This window comes from Lentzea guizhouensis (assembly GCF_001701025.1).
Lineage (GTDB): Bacteria > Actinomycetota > Actinomycetes > Mycobacteriales > Pseudonocardiaceae > Lentzea > Lentzea guizhouensis.
In genome coordinates, this window is the sequence record NZ_CP016793.1 from 7,802,320 (window position 1) to 7,818,378 (window position 16,059).

Sequence of the window (16,059 nt, forward strand, 5' to 3'; positions counted from 1 at the left end):
CCGACGTGCCGAGTCGCGCCACTAGTTCCTCCTGCGAGTTCGGCACCAGCACACCACCGTGCTGGTGCCGAACTCGTTCGGGACGCATAGATGACCGAACCTCGGGTACTGCCTGTGTGTCGTCTTTGCTCCAAGGAGGATGCAGTGGCCAACCGCAAGCCCGGCAAGGTCGTGAAAGCCGCACTCGAGAAGGCGGTGGACAAGGTCACCGAAGTGGTGAACCCGCCGATCCCGGGCGTCCCGAACAGCGAGCCGCCGTCGCTCGAGGAGCCGACGGAGCCGCGTGGCCCGTTGCCTCCCAAGGGTGACCAGAACGGACCGGAGACGGTGTCGCCGACGGGTGCCCCGACCGGTGCGCCGCAGATCGTCAACGCTCAGCAGGGTGAGTTCCTCACCACCTCGGCCGGCGCCCGGCTCTACGACACCGACCACTCGCTGAAGGCCGGCGAGCGCGGGCCGACCCTGTTGCAGGACCACCACCTGCGCGAAAAGATCATGCACTTCGACCACGAGCGCATCCCGGAGCGCGTCGTGCACGCACGCGGCTATGGCGCACACGGCGTGTTCGTCGGCTACGGCACCGCCACGAACGTGTGCAAGTCCGCCTTCTTGGGTGACGGTGTCGAAACGCCCGTGTTCGTCCGGTTCTCGACCGTGCTGGGCTCGCGCGGCTCGGCCGACACCGTGCGCGACACCCGCGGGTTCGCGACGAAGTTCTACACGCAGGAAGGCAACTTCGACCTCGTCGGCAACAACATCCCGGTCTTCTTCATCCAGGACGGCATCAAGTTCCCGGACATCATCCACGCGGGCAAGCCGCACCCGGACCGGGAGATCCCGCAGGCGCAGAGCGCCCACGACACGTTCTGGGACTTCGTGTCCACGCACACCGAAGCCACCCACCACGTCATGTGGAACATGTCCGACCGCGGCATCCCGCGCTCCTACCGCACGATGGAGGGCTTCGGCGTCCACACGTTCCGCCTGGTGAACGCGGAGGGTGAGACCGCGCTCGCGAAGTTCCACTGGAAGCCGAAGCTGGGCGTGCACTCCCTGGTGTGGGAGGAGGCGCAGATGATCAACGGCATCGACCCGGACTTCCACCGGCGCGACCTCGCCGACGCCATCGAGTCCGGCGCGTACCCGCAGTGGGAGCTCGGCCTGCAGATCTTCCCGGACACGCCGCGGCAGACGTTCGAGGGCATCGACCTGCTCGACTCGACGAAGATCGTGCCGGAGGAGCTCGCGCCGGTGCAGCCGGTCGGGCTGCTGACGCTCAACCGCAACACGAAGAACTTCTTCGCCGAGACCGAGCAGGTCGCGTTCCACCTCGGCAACCTGGTGCCCGGCATCGACGTGACCGACGACCCGCTGTTCCAGTCGCGGCTGTTCTCCTACCTGGACACCCAGCTGAGCAGGCTCGCCGGGCCGAACTTCAACCAGATCCCGATCAACCGCCCGCACGTGCCGGTCAACGACATGCTCCGCGACGGCTTCCACCAGCACGCGGTGCACGCGGGCGTCGCGCCGTACCGGCCGAACACGCTGGACGGTGGCAACCCGTTCGTGGCGAAGGCCGAGGACCGGCCGTTCGTCGAGGTCGCACAGCCGTTGCCGAAGGCGGTGAAGGTGCGGCAGTCGCCCGCCTCCTTCTCCGACCACTTCACGCAGCCGCGGCTGTTCTGGCTGAGCCTGTCGCCGGTGGAGAAGGAACACGTCGTGCGGGCGTTCACCTTCGAGCTCGGCAAGTGCTACGAGCAGGCGATCAAGGAACGCCAGCTGCGGGTGCTGGCGCAGGTCGACCCGGTGCTGTGCGCCGAGGTCGCCCGCGGTCTGGGCCTGCCGGTGCCGGCGGTCGACGCCCGGCCGAAGAAGGTCACGCCCAGCCCGGCGCTGTCCCAGGTCGGGCAGACCTGGCCGACCGACGGCCGCCTGATCGGCATCGTGGTCGACCCGGCCGACCTCGACGGCGTGCGCACCGTCCGCGAGACGATCCTGGCGGGCGGCATGGTGCCGCTGCTGATCGCACCGACCGGCGGCCCGATCGGCGACTCCGGCCTCGTCGCCCAGCGCACGTTCCTCACGGCGCGCTCGATCGAGTTCGACGCCCTGCTGCTCGCGGGCTCCCCGCCGCCCGGCCCCGACGCGATCCCGGCCAGGGACGCGAAGGCGGGCGCACCGGGCGCGGCGGTCGACCCGCGCGTCCTGCTGATGGTCGAGGAGTGCTACCGCCACGCCAAGGCGATCGGCGCGTGGGGCACCGGCCGGGTGGCGCTGGACTCCACCGGGGTCACCGGTGCTCCCGGCGTCGTCACCGGTGACGACGCGACGAAGGTGTTCACCGGGCTGATGACCCTGCTCGGCGCCCACCGCGTGTGGGAGCGCTTCCCGGCGACGATCTCATGACGGCAGCGCTCACCGAGGAGGAGCTGACCTTCCTGCGCTCGCTGTTCGACCTGGCCCGCACCGGTGACACCGGGCGGCTGGTCGAGGCGGTCGACGCGGGGGTGCCGGTGAACCTCACGAACAGCGCGGGCGACTCGTTGTTGATCCTGGCCGCGTACCACGACCATCCGGACACCGTGGCCGCGTTGCTGGAACGCGGGGCGGACACCGGACGGGTCAACGACCGTGGGCAGACGGCGCTCGGGGCGGCGGTCTTCCGCCGCTCCGAGCGGTCGGTCCGGTTGCTGCTGGACGCCGGTGCGGACCCCGCGCTCGGCGGCCGGTCGGCGCTGGACGTGGCGCGGTTCTTCGACCTGCCGGAGATGCTGGAGCTGCTGACCGGGACGCAGGTTCCGAGCCGTTGACAGGACGCGGGTCAGGCGCCGGTCCGAGCGCCTGACCCGAGTCGCTACTCCGCAGGTCGGCGCCGCCGGTCCCGCGTGAAGATCACCGCCGACTTGCCGTCCCCCGGCTTGCGCCGCTCGACCTCAAACAACGTCGTCGCCGTGATCAGGTCGCTGAGCTTCGCGTACCCCCAGTTGCGGGGGTCGAAGTCCGGCCGTTGCTTGGTGATGATGTTGCCCACCGAGGCGAGCGGCGCCCAGCCGTCGTCGTCCGAGGCCGCCTCGACGGCGTTGCGCAGCTGGTTGACCAGGGCACTGTCGGCCTTGAGCTGGGCGGCGGCGGTGGTGGTGGCCCTGGGTTTGGGCGCTGTCTCGACCGGGGTGGTCGCGCTGACCAGGTTCTCGGTGTAGATGAACTTGTCGCAGGCGGCGACGAACGGCTGCGGTGTCTTGCGTTCGCCGAAGCCGTAGACGGTGAGGCCGGACTCGCGCAGGCGGGCGGCGAGGCGGGTGAAGTCGCTGTCACTCGAGACGATGCAGAAGCCGTCGAAGCGACCGGAGTAGAGCAGGTCCATCGCGTCGATGACCATCGCCGCGTCGGTCGCGTTCTTGCCGGTCGTGTAGGCGAACTGCTGAACGGGCTGGATCGACTGGGCGAGCAGGTGGTCCTTCCAGCCCTTCAGGCTCGTGCCGGTCCAGTCGCCGTAGGCGCGTTTGACGTGGGCCGTGCCGTACTTGGCGACCTCGGCCAGCAGGCCCTCGGTGATCGACGGGCGCGCGTTGTCGGCGTCGATCAGCACGGCGAGCCGGGCCGTGTTCTCCCCCGCCACCGGTCAGGCCGCCAGCAGGGCGATCACGCCCGGCAGCTCGTGGCGCAGCGACGCCACCGTGTCGGCCTGGCCGCCGAGGTGGTGCAGCAGCGCGCGGTGGAAGATGCCGTCGAGCGTCACGTAGACGACCGCCGGCGACACGGAGAGCGTGCCGCCGGACAGCTCGGCGTAGCGGCTGACGACGCGCCACACCATGTCCTCGCGGCGGCCGTCGATCTCCAGCACGTCGGCGCGGAAGGTCTCGTCGAACAGGCTCTGGTTGCGCAGGTCGTACCAGAGGCGGTGCAGCGGGGCGTCCTGCGCGAGGGTGTCGAAGAACATCGCCACGAACTCGTCGCGCAGCTGCTCGGCCGTCGTCGCGCGGGCCACGACGTCGTCGTAGCGGGTCACGCAGACCGCCTCGTACTGGCGGACCGCCTCGGTGACCAGGTCGCGCTTGTCGGCGAAGTAGTAGTGCAGGACTCCGTGGGAGAACTCGGAGTTCTGCGCGATCTCCCGCAGGCTCGTACGGGCGTAACCCAGCTCGGCGAGCGTGTGCAGCGTGGCCACGGCGAGCTCCGTCCGCCGGGCGTCGAACTTGTCGACCTGCCGACGGGCGATCCGCTCGTGCTTGCTGTCAGCGACTTGGGTCACGTCCGAATTCTAGCTCCCGCGGGTTGCCCTGACCGACTGTCCAAGAAATCTTGGACAGTCGTCAAGCAAATCCTTGACAAGTGTCAAGCTTCGGGTGTGTTGTGAGCTGACTCACGACGCAGGAGGCGGACTCAATGACGAGTTATCAGCTGACCGGGCGAAAAGCGCTGGTCACGGGTGGTGCGCGCGGCCTTGGCGCGGGCATGGCGCAGGCGCTGGCCGCGGCCGGTGCGTCGGTCGTGATCGGCGATGTCCTGGAAGACGAGGGCAAGCAGACCGCCCAGGCGTTGCGCGACAACGGCGGGAACGTGGAGTTCGTGCCGTTGGACGTCACCGACGACGAGAGCTGGGCATCGGCCGTCAGCACCACCGTCGACGTGACCGGCGGGCTCGACATCCTGGTCAACAACGCGGGCATCGAGATCACCAGCCTGATCACCGAACTGGACCCCGCCGACGTGCGGAAGATGCTCGACGTCAACGTGCTCGGCACCGCGCTGGGCCTCAAGCACGGTCTGCGCGCCATGCGGCCCGGCGGCGCGGCCGGCACCGGTGGTTCGATCATCAGCGTCGCGTCCGTCGCCGCCACGATCGCGTTCCCCGGCATCAGCGTCTACTCGGCCACCAAGTCCGCCATCGACCGGCTCACCAGGGTCGCCGCCGCGGAGTCCGGCAAGCTCGGCTACGGCGTGCGGGTCAACTGCATCCACCCCGGCCTCACGCCCACGGCGATGGGCAACCAGCTCGCCGTCGACTGCGCGGAGCTCGGTCTCTTCCCCTCCCCTGAGGCCGCCGCGGGCGCGGTGGTCGAGCTGACGCCGCTCGGCCGGCTCGGCCAGGTCGACGACATGGCGGACGCCGTGGTGTTCCTCGCCTCGGACGCTTCGAAGTTCATCACCGGCGCCGGTTTGCCGGTCGACGGCGGAATGGGGATGTGACGTGCCGACCACCAAGCCCGTCGTCGTCTACGGCGCCTCCGGCTACACCGGCCGGTTGATCTGCGAGTACCTGCGCGAGTACGGCATCCCGTTCCTGGCGGCGGGCCGGGACGGCAAGCGGGTCGAGGAGGCCGTCGGCGCCGTGCCCGGCATCGAGACGGTCGAGTACGAGGTCCTGGAGGTCGAGCACACGGAGGCGGCGCTGACCGAGGCGTTCACCGGAACGCAGGTCGTGCTCAACACCGTCGGCCCGTTCTCCCGCTACGGCCACGAAGCCGCGAAAGCCTGCTTGAACGTCGGTGCGCACTACACCGACACCAACGGCGAACAGGACTGGATGATCGACGCCGAAGCGCAGTACGGCGCCGAGTTCGCGAAGCAGAACCTGCTGCTGTCACCCGGTATCGCGCAGATGTACACCGTCGGCGAGATCGCCGCGCAGATCTGCCTGGAGACGCCCGGCCTCGACACGCTCGACATCGGCGTGTTCTGGAAGGGATATCCGACGGTCGCCTCCACGAACACCATCCTCACCAACGCCGCGTTCGCGAAGGCCTGCTACCTGGAGCAGAACGAGTACGTCGAGTGGCCGGCCGACGCGGGGCTCTACGAGCTGGTGGTGCCCGGCCAGCACGAGCTCGGGCTTGCGCTGCCGTGGGGCGGGACCGCGCACCCGGTGTGGTTCAAGAAGGACCCGCGGGTCGCGTCGGTGCGCGCGCTCGGCGGTGTGTTCAACCGGCCGCTGATGCTCGGCGTGCCCCAGATCGTCACCGCCGCGCTGCAGCAGATGGAGGGCAAGTCCGACGAGGAGAAGTACCGGATCGTCGACGAGTTCTCCGCGCAGGTGCGCAGCGAGATGCCGCCGCGCGAGAACCCGCGGATCAACATCTCGCTCGACTCGGTGCACGCCTCCGGTCCGCTCGGCCGCGCGCACTGCGTGATCCACGGCAACTGCAACTACAAGCAGACCGCGCTGCTGAACGTGCACGCCGCCGTGCACCTGCTGCAGGACGCCCCGCGCCGGGTCGGGTTCGCCTCCGGCTGCCAGGCGTTCGGCCACCGCGAGCTGCTCGGCGCGCTGCGGTCGTTCGGTCTCGTGCTCGACCCGATCGTCGAAGTGCACCGCTGATGCGGCTGTCCGACTACCTCGACAAGGGCGCGTCACTCGGTGGCGACGCGCCCTGCCTCACCGTCGGCGGTGCGTCCACCAGCTACGCCGAGGTCCAGCAGCGCTCCCGCCTCATCGCGGGTGCGTTGCAGGACAGCGGGATCGCACCGGGCGAGCGGGTCGCGGTGCTGTCGGCCAACGACCCGCTCGCGCTCACGTGCGTCTTCGGCATCTCCCGGGCGGGCGCGGTGTGGTGCCCGGTCAACCCGCGCAACGAGGCGGCGGAGAACCGGGAGCTGCTCGACCTGTTCGGCTGCCGGTGCCTGTTCTTCCAGGAGAAGTTCGCACCGCTGGTGCGGCGCATCCGCGGCGACCTCCCGGCGCTGACCACGCTGGTGTGCCTGGACGGCTCGGCGGCGGGCGCGGTGTCGTTCCCCGACTGGCTGCGCGAGCACGGCCGCGAGCCGGACCCGGTGGAGGTCGCCGGCGACGACCTCTGCGTGCTGGCGGGCACCGGCGGCACGACCGGGCGGCCCAAGGGCGTCCGGTTGACCGGACACAACCTGGAGACCGCGACCGCGCTGACCCTGATGAGCTACCCGATCAGCCACCGGCCGCGCTACCTCGCGCTGGCACCGCTGACGCACTCGGCGGGCGTGCTCACGTTCCCGATCATGACCAAGGGCGGCGAGACCGTGGTCATGCCGGCGCCGGACCTCGGCGAGTTCCTCCGGCTCGTCGAGCACCACCGGATCACACACGCGTTCCTGCCACCCACCGTGATCTACGGGCTGCTCGACCACCCGGCGCTCGACTCCACGGACCTCAGCTCGCTGGAGTGCCTCTGGTACGGCGCCGCCCCGATGGCACCGGCGCGGCTCGTCGAGGCGCTGCACCGGATCGGACCGGTCATGGGCCAGCTGTTCGGCCAGACCGAGGCACCGAACATGATCTCGACCCTCTCCCCCGCCGACCACTTCCTGCCCGACGGGTCGATCGCCACCGACCGCCTGTCGTCCGCCGGACGCCCGACCCCGCTCACCAGGGTCGCGATCATGGCCGCCGACGGCACGCTGCTGCCGACCGGCGAACGCGGCGAGATCGTCGTCCGCGGCCCGCTGGTGATGGCGGGTTACCACGAGAACCCGGAGGCCACCGCCGAGGTGAGCCGGCACGGCTGGCACCACACCGGCGACATCGGCCACCTCGACCCCGACGGCTACCTGCACATCGTCGACCGGGCCAAGGACATGATCATCACGGGTGGCTTCAACGTGTACTCGGCGGAGGTCGAACAGGCGCTGCAAGCTCACCCGGCCGTCCTGGACGCCGCTGTGGTGGGGCTGCCGGACGACAAGTGGGGCGAACGGGTCACCGCTGTCGTGCAGCTGCGGGCCGATCGCAAGGCCCGCGCGGATGAGCTCGTGGCGTTCGTCAAGGAACGGCTGGGCAGCGTGAAAACGCCCAAACAGGTGGAGATCTGGCCCGACCTGCCGCGCTCCAAGGTGGGCAAGGTGCTCAAAGCGGAGATCCGCGGTCAGCTCACCGAACAGTGCCGTGCACCACGTCCGAGCACCGAAGGCTGAGATCGCGTTTGGCGCACCGCCCGGCGGGTACGTGGTCACGGGATCGCGATCACCCCCGTCGGAGGCGCTGATGTTGTTGCCCACCGCCCGCGGACCGTTGAGCGCGGGCGTCATCGCCGCGCTGCTCGACGTCGAGGCTCAACCACCCGTCCTCACGGCGGTCGACGAACCGGCCAGGCTGGTCGCCGACCCGGACTTCCAGCTGGCACTGTGGATCGCGCTGCACGACGGCGAGTTCGACGGCGTCGGTGCGGAGCGCGCCGAGCAGCCGGAGGTCGTGCGGTGGCGCGAGGCGCTGAGCGAGCGGTGGCTGGCCGCGTTGCGGGAGATGACCGCGCCGATGGTCAGGGACGCGGGCGGTGACACCGCCTCCCCCGCCCGCATCGGCGACCACCTCATCAGCCTCATGCGCAGCAGCCACACCGCCCTGTACTCGTTCATCGAGAGCAAGGCGACGGCCATCCAGCTGCGCGAGCTCGTCACCGCGAAGTCGTTGTCCGAACCGGAGACCGAGATCGACCGCGTGCCCGCCGTCGCGATCGCCGCCCACAACACCATGAGCGTGCTGCGCCGCGGCACCGCCTCGGCCATCGGTCACCAGACCGCGGCGGCGGGCATCGCGCTGCTGTTCGACCGGCGGCTCGCCGCGGGCCTGCACCGCATCGGCGGCAGGCCGGCCCCGTCCGTCGCGGTACCGCCGGAGGAGCGGTGGACCAGGATGCTGAACGAGAGCCGCGAGCACCTGTCCGCGCACCCCGGCAAGACCCAGGACCTCCTCCACGCCGCCGCCGCCGCGATCGCGCTGGAGGCGTGCCTGTGCCGGCACCTGCTGCGGAGCTGGACCCAGGCCACGCCGGTGCTCGAACCGGTGCGCACCCTGGCCGTCATCGGCACCGACGCGGCACTGGGCACCCAGCTGCGGCCCGACACGCAGAACCTGCTCAAGTTCGGCTGATCCGCCGCCGGCAGTGGCGTCAAGGTCTCTTGAGCTGCTTGCGGTTGGCGGTGAGGATCTCGGCGGACAGGCCGGGGGCGGCCTCCGCGACCGCGCGTGAGATCACCAGGGAGCCGACCATCTGGCTGAACAGCGCGATGGCCCGTTCCCGCGCTTCGACGGGGTTCAGGTCGGAACCGGACTGGCGTGCGCGGTCGAGCAGCATCTCGGTGATCGCGCCGAAGTAGCCGTCGAGGCCGCGCTGGTACTCCGCCTGGGCTGCGACGCCGTGGCGCCCGGCGTCGGTGACGAGGGACGCCGACGCGCAGCCGACCTCCGCGTGGTCCCGGTGCTGGGCGCTGACGTAGCTGTCGACCATGTCGTTGACCGCGGCCTTCGCGGAGCGCGGGTGCGCCTTGCGGATGGCGTCGAGCGCGTTCAGCGAGTCGGTGAAGCCTTGGTGGAGGACCTCCAGGGCCAGGTCGTCCTTCGAGGCGAAGTGGTTGTAGAAGCCGCCGTGGGTCATCCCGGCGGCTTTCATCACCTCTTCGATGCCGATGCCGTCGATGCCGCGTGCCCGGAACCCCTCACCGGCCGCGTTGACGATCCTCTCGCGGTTGAGCTGCTTCTGCTCCTCTGTGATGCGCGGCACGTCGAAAACCTCCCGCAGGCTGGCCCACCTGGTGCGGAACCTCTGCTTCTTCGATGTTAGACGTCATCAAAGTCCGCGTCCAACGCCCACCCTGCTTGACAGCTAATGATGATGCGTACCATCTTTGTTATTGATGATGAACGACATCAATACGCGCCGGGAGACACCCGGCCGCCGGGAAGGGAGCTCGGGCGTGGACTTCGGAACGATCGGCGCGGGCACGGTCGCGCAAGCCATCGCCGCCCACCTGGCGGCGGCGGGGAACCAGGTGACGATCAGCAACAGTCGTGGGCCGGAGACCCTGCGAGAAGTCGCGGCACGGCTGGGGCCGTCGGTGTCGGCGGGGACCGTCGAGCAGGCCGCGTCCGCGGACATGGTCTTCCTCGCGGTGCGGTGGCCGGAGGTGCGCGAGGCGCTGAGCGGGCTGCCCGCGTGGTCGGGCCGCATCCTCGTCGACACCACGAACGTGCTGCCGAACGCTCCGGCGCTCGAAGAGCTCGGTGTGGAGACGGCCAGCGAGTTCGTCGCGGACCTGGCGCCCGGCGCCCGTGTGGTGAAGGCCTTCAACACCTTGTACGCCGAGTACATCGCGGCTGACCCACGCCACGCGCAGGGCAGGCAGCTGCTGTTCTACGCCGGGGACGACGCCTCGGCCAAGGACGACTTCCGGGCGGTGGCCGAGCGCATCGGCTTCGCCGCGGTCGACGCGGGCCCGCTGCGCGAGGGCGGCCGGTTGATGCAGGTCGGCGGCGGTGTGCTGTCGGCTCTGCACGCGCTCAAGCAGGACTGACCCAGACGGAGGGACTCGTTCGATGAAGGCGCTTGCCTACGAGAAGGCCCACACGCTCGACGCGTTCGACCTGGACCTGGTGGACGTCGAGGAGCCCCGGTTGCGGGAGGGCGATCTCCTGGTCGAGGTCCGCGCGGTCGGGATCAACCCCGGCGAGACCCTGATCAGGCGGACGCGCAGCGCCGCACCCGGTGGCCGGGTGGTCCTCGGCTGGGAGTTCGCCGGGATCGTCGTGGCAGTCGGCCCGGCGGTGACGGGCTTCCGGGTCGGTGACCGTGTCCTGGGCACCGGCGACACGACCCGCGACGGGTGCTGGGCGGAGCGGGTCGCGGTCGACCACCGGGTCGTGGCCGTGCTTCCCGACGAGGTCGGCTTCGCCGACGCGGCGTCGGTGCCCATCGGCGTGCTCACCGCCTGGGAGGCGCTGTTCCGCGACCAGGACGAACTGCCTGCCGGGATCGACCGCGTGCTGGTCGTCGGCGGGGCCGGCGGCGTCGGGTCGATGGCGACGCAACTGCTCAAGGCCCGCACCTCCGCGTTCGTGGTCGGCACGGCGTCGCGGCCCGAGTCGAGGAACTGGGTCGCGGCGCAGGGCGCGGACCTGGTGGTCGACCACAGCGGCGACGTCGCGGCCCAGCTGCGTGACACGGGAGTCGGCAGCATCGACATGGTGTTCTCCACGTCGGGCACCAGCGGTCATCTGGGCTGGATCATCGAGGTCCTGCGGCCGTTCGGCCATCTCGCCACCATCGATCTCAGCGGGCCCGTGGACATCGGCGCCTTCACGGGCAAGTCGTTGTCCCTGCACACCGAGATGGTGTTCAGCAGGATCACGGTCGGCGGTGACGCCGAGAGCCAGGCAGCGGTTCTGGCCCGGACGGCGGAAGACCTCGCCGCGGGCCGGCTTCGTCCCATCGTCACGACGTCGTTGCAGGGGCTGACCGTCGAGACCATGCGACGCGCCCACACGATCGCCGAGACCGGGCGGACGATCGGCAAGACCGTGATCACCCTTTGACCGGCCCTGCCAAACCGAACACAGTGTGAGAAGGGAATTCGATCGTGAGCGAGAACCTGCTCGAAGGCGAGTACGTCCCGAGCACCGACCCGGCGACCCGTGACCAGGTGGAGCTCTACGAGCGCACCGACGGCCGCGAAGGCGGAAACATGATGGGTGGCCCGGTGATCGTGCTGACGATGCGTGGTGCGCGTTCGGGCAAGCTGCGCAAGGTCGCGCTGATGAGGATCGAGCGCGACGGCGTCTATGCCGTCGGTGCCTCGGCCGGCGGCCAGGCGCGCAACCCCGGATGGTTCCACAACCTCGTGGAGAACCCGACCGTGCAGCTGCAGGACGGTGCCGACCGCCGCCTGATGACCGCGCGGCTGGCCGAAGGACGGGAACGGGAGGACTGGCTCGCCTACGCCGACCAGCTCTACTCGTTCTTCCGCGGTATGCGGGAGCGCGCCGCGAGCAACAACCGCGAGATCCCGCTGGTGCTGCTCGAACCCGTCAGCTGACAGCCCCTGCCCCGCGGCGCGGGATGATTCATCGTCGCCTTGCCGAGCGGTGGCCGTGGGAGCGCAGGTGAACAGAGGTGCTGAGCGAGCACATGGCCGGTCGAAGGTGCGCGCCGCGGCGTATCTCTGCGGCGCCGCCGCGGGGTGCGTGCTGATCCTCGTGGTCGTGGTGGCGATCGCGATCACGACCGACCGGCTGGGCGGTGGCGCGCTCTACTTCGCCGGCCTCGTCGCAGCCCACCTGGTCTGCCAGCCGATCGGCAGGCAGGTCGTCGTCAGGAGCTGGGTCGGGTTCAAGCGGAACATCTCGGCCGACGGGTGGTCCGCGCTGGCGGCAGATGCCCGCCCTCCCGTGCTCTACCTGCGCTCGTTCCTGGTCGACGAGCTCCTGGCGCGCACCGGCGAGACCGGCGTGGACTACTTCCGGACCGAGGAGGAGCGGTTCGCCCGGGCCTTCAGCCGGATCGGGCCGCTGGTCGCGATCGGGCGACCGGGTGAGCCGCTTCCACCGGCCGGTGCTCCCCGCGTCTACGTCGGCGACGACTGGCAGCAGACGGTGCGTGAGCTCCTCCACCGCTCCCGGCTGGTCCTCATCGGTGCGGGACGGGGTGAGGGACTGCGCTGGGAGCTCGAACTGGTCACGGTGACGGTCGACCCGCGCCGCGTCGTGGTCCTGCTCCCGTTCGGGAACTGGGAGTACGACCACTTCCGCTCCGAGGTGGCCGGCCTGTTCCCGCACCCGCTGCCCGACCTCGCACCGCTGCCCGACGCGGACGACCACACGGTCAGAGCAGCACTGCACTTCCGCGAGGACTGGACCGCGGAACTGGTCCGCCTCAGCACCGATCGCGGCACCAGCCTGGAGATGGCGCTGCTACAGCAGCTCGCGCCCGTCTTCGCGCACCTGGACGACGCCCGCGCACCGGCCAGGCTGCGACGGCAACGCGACCTGAGGTGGTTGGCGTTGAGCTTGGCGGGTCTCGTCCTCCTGTTGTCCGCGGTGTGGGGACTTCTGCGCGTCTTCGTGCTGCGCTGAGGCCGGGGTGGCGGCGCACGTCGCCACCCCGAACCGTGTCGGACCCAGTTCGACCGTCACCGGCGCCTCAGACCAGCCAGGCCGGCTCGCCCGTCACCGCCTCCGCGATCGCCGACAGCGGGATGACCGTCCACTCCGGACGGAACCGCTGCTCGTGGCAGACCTCCAGCACCGCCCGGTCCAGCTCCACCGCGGTCAGCAGCGCCCCGCCCGGTCGGCGGTCGGGGGCCACCTCGGCGTACCCGGCGCAGAAGGCCGTGCGGTTGCGCTCCAGCCACCGGGCGGCCCGCGGCAGCAGGGTGGTCACGTCGTCCGCGCCCACCAGCAGCTGTGCGGCCGCGTAGTGCAGCGACCTCAGTGCGGTGGCGACGTCGTGTTCGGCGGGGCGCGGGCGGGTCCGTTCCGCCGGGCCGCCGTGGGGTTCGCCCTCGAAGTCGACGAGCACCCACGTGCGCGGTGAGCGGAGCACCTGGCCGAGGTGCAGGTCGCCGTGCACCCGTTGCAGGCGGATCGGTTCCGCCGAGGCCAGCACCTCGTCGAACCGGGCGCGCAGGCCCGCCTCGAACGGAGCGAGCGCGGGGACCCAGTCCAGCGCGGCGTCCAGGCGGCGGTGCAGGGCCGCGACGAACTCTGCCTCGTCGTCCGGTCCGGCGGTCCGCTCGCCGAGCGTCTCCGCAGGTCGGCGTGCACCCGCGACTGCCCGGCCGAGCCGGTGCGCCTCCGAGGCGAAGTCACCGCCCGCGGCCTGCGGGTCCACGCCGGGGCCCGCGAGGAAGTCGCGCACGCTGGCGGTGGCCATCGGCCAGCCGAGCGCGCCCAGCGGGACGAACTCGTGCAGCACCGCGAACGTGGTGCGCACCCCGTCCAGCTCGGCCTCCAGGGCTCCCTGGGGTGGCGCGATGTGCGGGTCGTCGATCGAGTGCAGGGCGGTGTGCAGCACGAGCTCCGGGTTGTCGCCGGGCGTCAGCTCGCGGAAGAACTTCAGCACGTGCCGCTGGCCGTAGACGATCGAGAAGTTGCGCTGCGGGCCGGGGAACGGCCGTCCCACCGGCGCGTCGGTGTAGCGCGGCGGCAGCGCGCCGCGGAACCACAGGCCCTCGACCTCGGTGGACTCCTCGAAGTGCTGCAGCAGCGCGGCGGTCAGCTCGGGGTCGTGCACCGCCTCGTACACCTCGCGCTCGCCCGCGGTGCCGATCCGCGCGTGCACCAACCGCTCCGGCAGCTCGTCCCGCACGCCCAGCAGCAACTGGTACCGGCGTCCACCGACCGCCAGCACGACGTGGACCAGCGCGGGGTCACCGTCGCGCAGGACGGTCACGCGCTCGCACTCCACCGGTCCGCGGCCGCGGTACCACGGCTGGGCGACCAGCCAGCGGTCCAGCTGCTCCGGCACGACCCCGACGGTCTCGCTCGTCGTCACTTCTTGTCGCCACCTTCCACGTCGGAGGTCAGCTGGAACCAGTAGAAACCGTGACCGGGCAGGGTGAGCTGGTACGGCAGCTCCCCCACCGCCGGGAACCGCACGCCGCCGGTGAGCTCCACGGGCACGGTGCCCGCGTGCTCGGCCAGGTCGAGCTCGACGGGCTGCGGGAACCGGGAGAGGTTGTTGACGCAGAGCACCACGTCGGTGCCGAGGGAGCGGCGGTAGGCGAGCACGGTGGGGTTCGACGCGCCGAGCTCGGTGAAGTCGCCGTGGCCGAACGCCCGGTGCTGCTTGCGCACCTCGATCATCCGGCGGGTCCAGTTGAGCAGCGAGTACTGGCTGCGGCTCTGCGCTTCGACGTTGAGGCCCTGGTAGCCGTAGACCGGGTCCATGATCACCGGCAGGTAGATCCGGCCGGGGTCGCAGCTGCTGAAGCCCGCGTTGCGGTCGGGCGTCCACTGCATCGGTGTGCGCACGGCGTCGCGGTCGGCGAGCCAGATGTTGTCGCCCATGCCGATCTCGTCGCCGTAGTACAGAACGGGCGAGCCCGGTAGTGACAGCAGCATGGCGGTGAACAGCTCGTGCTGGTTGCGGTCGTTCTCCAGCAACGGGGCCAGGCGCCGGCGGATGCCGATGTTCGCCTTCATCCGCGGGTCCTTGGCGTACTCCGAGTACATGTAGTCACGTTCTTCGTCCGTGACCATTTCCAGCGTCAGCTCGTCGTGGTTGCGCAGGAAGATGCCCCACTGGGAGTTCTCCGGGATCGCCGGCGTCTGCGCCAGGATCTCCGAGATCGGGAACCGCGACTCGCGCCGCACCGCCATGAAGATCCGCGGCATCAGCGGGAAGTGGAACGCCATGTGGCACTCGTCGCCGTCACCGAAGTACTCCACGACGTCGGACGGCCACTGGTTCGCCTCCGCCAGCAGCACCCGGCCGGGGTACTCGTCGTCGACGACCTTGCGGCACTTGCGCAGGAAGTCGTGCGTCTCCGGGAGGTTCTCGCAGTTCGTGCCCTCGCGCTCGAACAGGTAGGGCACCGCGTCCAGGCGGAAGCCGTCGATGCCGATGTCGAGCCAGTACCGCAGGACGTCGATCATCGCGTCCTGGACGGCGGGGTTGTCGTAGTTGAGGTCCGGCTGGTGGCTGAAGAAGCGGTGCCAGTAGAACTGCCCGCGCACCGGGTCGTAGGTCCAGTTCGACGACTCGGTGTCGACGAAGATGATCCGCGCGTCGCTGTAGGCCGCGTCGTCGTCGCCCCAGACGTAGAAGTCGCCGAACGGGCCGTCCGGGTTCTGCCTCGACTCCTGGAACCACGGGTGCGCGTCGCTCGTGTGGTTGAGCACCAGGTCGGTGATCACCCGGATGCCCCGCCGGTGCGCCTCCTCCAGCAGGTGCACGAAGTCCTCGACCGTCCCGAACTCCGGCAGCACCGCCCGGAAGTCGCTGATGTCGTACCCGCCGTCGCGCAACGGCGAGGCGTAGAACGGAGGCAGCCACAGGCAGTCGACCCCGAGCCACTCGAGGTAGTCCAGTTTGGACGCCAGCCCGCGGAGGTCGCCGGTGCCGTCACCGTTGGAGTCGCTGAAGGCCCTGACCAGGACCTCGTAGAAGACAGCGCCCTTGAACCAGTTCGCCTCGTGCTCCATGGCACCTCTCGCTCGCAACGTCGTCGGATTGCGGCAGAGTGGGGCACAGCGGGCGGGAAGATCAAATCGTTCACACGGTCGTGTGAACGATTCGATCTTCCCGCCCGTGGACGGCTGGTTCGACCGCCGAATGGCGTTCGAGGCGGCTTGGAACGCACTCGTGCGGCGCCGAG

Annotated in this window: 15 protein-coding genes; 10 read left to right on the plus strand and 5 right to left on the minus strand. The window is 70.3% G+C overall.

Annotated features, from left to right (window positions below):
• Nucleotides 1-144: 144 nt before the first annotated feature.
• Together BBK82_RS37520 and BBK82_RS37525 are read left to right on the plus strand one after the other, a co-directional pair.
• On the plus strand, nt 145-2,406 hold the full coding sequence (locus tag BBK82_RS37520; protein WP_065919178.1) for a catalase: 2,262 nt from the start codon (nt 145-147) through the stop codon (nt 2,404-2,406).
• A complete protein-coding gene (locus BBK82_RS37525) occupies nt 2,403-2,810 on the plus strand; it encodes an ankyrin repeat domain-containing protein (RefSeq protein ID WP_065921671.1) in 408 nt (135 codons plus the stop codon). Before BBK82_RS37520 ends, BBK82_RS37525 begins: the two co-directional genes overlap by 4 nt.
• Before the next feature lie 44 nt (nt 2,811-2,854).
• Here the strand turns inward: BBK82_RS37525 and BBK82_RS37530 are convergent, their stop codons facing one another.
• Both BBK82_RS37530 and BBK82_RS37535 read right to left on the minus strand, forming a co-directional pair.
• A complete protein-coding gene (locus tag BBK82_RS37530) occupies nt 2,855-3,619 on the minus strand; it encodes an NYN domain-containing protein (protein WP_065919179.1) in 765 nt (254 codons plus the stop codon).
• Nucleotides 3,620-3,622: 3 nt separating this feature from the next.
• Entirely contained in the window at nt 3,623-4,252 is a 630-nt protein-coding gene (locus BBK82_RS37535; RefSeq protein WP_065919180.1) for a TetR/AcrR family transcriptional regulator, read from the minus strand.
• A 134-nt stretch (nt 4,253-4,386) separates the two neighbouring features.
• Here BBK82_RS37535 and BBK82_RS37540 point away from each other — a divergent pair, with 134 nt between their 5' ends.
• The 4 genes from BBK82_RS37540 to BBK82_RS37555 all read left to right on the plus strand — a co-directional run bounded on the left by BBK82_RS37540 (nt 4,387) and on the right by BBK82_RS37555 (nt 8,839).
• A complete protein-coding gene (locus BBK82_RS37540; RefSeq protein ID WP_065919181.1) occupies nt 4,387-5,190 on the plus strand; it encodes an SDR family NAD(P)-dependent oxidoreductase in 804 nt (267 codons plus the stop codon).
• A 1-nt stretch (nt 5,191) separates the two neighbouring features.
• Entirely contained in the window at nt 5,192-6,319 is a 1,128-nt protein-coding gene (locus BBK82_RS37545; RefSeq protein WP_065919182.1) for a DUF5938 domain-containing protein, read from the plus strand.
• Nucleotides 6,319-7,884: an acyl-CoA synthetase gene (locus BBK82_RS37550; RefSeq protein ID WP_065919183.1), complete on the plus strand. Its 1,566-nt coding sequence runs from the start codon at nt 6,319-6,321 to the stop codon at nt 7,882-7,884. The genes BBK82_RS37545 and BBK82_RS37550 overlap by 1 nt, the downstream gene beginning before the upstream one ends.
• A gap of 70 nt (nt 7,885-7,954) precedes the next feature.
• A complete protein-coding gene (locus tag BBK82_RS37555) occupies nt 7,955-8,839 on the plus strand; it encodes a hypothetical protein (RefSeq protein ID WP_065919184.1) in 885 nt (294 codons plus the stop codon).
• A gap of 19 nt (nt 8,840-8,858) precedes the next feature.
• Here the strand turns inward: BBK82_RS37555 and BBK82_RS37560 are convergent, their stop codons facing one another.
• Nucleotides 8,859-9,470, minus strand: coding sequence for a TetR/AcrR family transcriptional regulator (locus tag BBK82_RS37560; RefSeq protein ID WP_065919185.1), 612 nt, complete (start codon nt 9,468-9,470; stop codon nt 8,859-8,861).
• 193 nt (nt 9,471-9,663) lie between these two features.
• On the opposite strand from BBK82_RS37560, the gene BBK82_RS37565 reads away from it, so the two are divergent.
• The 4 genes from BBK82_RS37565 to BBK82_RS37580 all read left to right on the plus strand — a co-directional run bounded on the left by BBK82_RS37565 (nt 9,664) and on the right by BBK82_RS37580 (nt 12,814).
• Nucleotides 9,664-10,260: an NADPH-dependent F420 reductase gene (locus tag BBK82_RS37565; RefSeq protein ID WP_065919186.1), complete on the plus strand. Its 597-nt coding sequence runs from the start codon at nt 9,664-9,666 to the stop codon at nt 10,258-10,260.
• Nucleotides 10,261-10,282: 22 nt separating this feature from the next.
• Nucleotides 10,283-11,278: an alcohol dehydrogenase catalytic domain-containing protein gene (locus BBK82_RS37570; RefSeq protein WP_065919187.1), complete on the plus strand. Its 996-nt coding sequence runs from the start codon at nt 10,283-10,285 to the stop codon at nt 11,276-11,278.
• A gap of 44 nt (nt 11,279-11,322) precedes the next feature.
• Nucleotides 11,323-11,778, plus strand: a complete 456-nt coding sequence (locus BBK82_RS37575) for a nitroreductase/quinone reductase family protein (protein WP_065919188.1) — start codon at nt 11,323-11,325, stop codon at nt 11,776-11,778.
• 67 nt (nt 11,779-11,845) lie between these two features.
• Nucleotides 11,846-12,814 (plus strand): hypothetical protein, encoded by a 969-nt coding sequence (locus BBK82_RS37580; protein ID WP_154697739.1) that lies wholly within the window; start codon nt 11,846-11,848, stop codon nt 12,812-12,814.
• A 67-nt stretch (nt 12,815-12,881) separates the two neighbouring features.
• Here the strand turns inward: BBK82_RS37580 and BBK82_RS37585 are convergent, their stop codons facing one another.
• Complete coding sequence (locus BBK82_RS37585) at nt 12,882-14,234, minus strand: maltokinase N-terminal cap-like domain-containing protein (RefSeq protein WP_065919190.1); 1,353 nt, start codon at nt 14,232-14,234, stop codon at nt 12,882-12,884.
• Nucleotides 14,231-15,886, minus strand: coding sequence for a maltose alpha-D-glucosyltransferase (treS, locus tag BBK82_RS37590; RefSeq protein WP_083268430.1), 1,656 nt, complete (start codon nt 15,884-15,886; stop codon nt 14,231-14,233). Before treS ends, BBK82_RS37585 begins: the two co-directional genes overlap by 4 nt.
• Between the last annotated feature and the right edge of the window lie 173 nt (nt 15,887-16,059).

What these genes read in the sequence shown, in the direction of transcription:
- BBK82_RS37525 (WP_065921671.1), top strand. Translation starts at nt 2,403, where the DNA reads ATGACGGCAGCGCTCACCGAGGAGGAGCTGACCTTCCTGCGCTCGCTG.
- BBK82_RS37570 (WP_065919187.1), top strand. Translation starts at nt 10,283, where the DNA reads ATGAAGGCGCTTGCCTACGAGAAGGCCCACACGCTCGACGCGTTCGAC.
- BBK82_RS37540 (WP_065919181.1), top strand. Translation starts at nt 4,387, where the DNA reads ATGACGAGTTATCAGCTGACCGGGCGAAAAGCGCTGGTCACGGGTGGT.
- treS (WP_083268430.1), bottom strand. Translation starts at nt 15,886, where the DNA reads ATGGAGCACGAGGCGAACTGGTTCAAGGGCGCTGTCTTCTACGAGGTC.
- BBK82_RS37555 (WP_065919184.1), top strand. Translation starts at nt 7,955, where the DNA reads ATGTTGTTGCCCACCGCCCGCGGACCGTTGAGCGCGGGCGTCATCGCC.
- BBK82_RS37550 (WP_065919183.1), top strand. Translation starts at nt 6,319, where the DNA reads ATGCGGCTGTCCGACTACCTCGACAAGGGCGCGTCACTCGGTGGCGAC.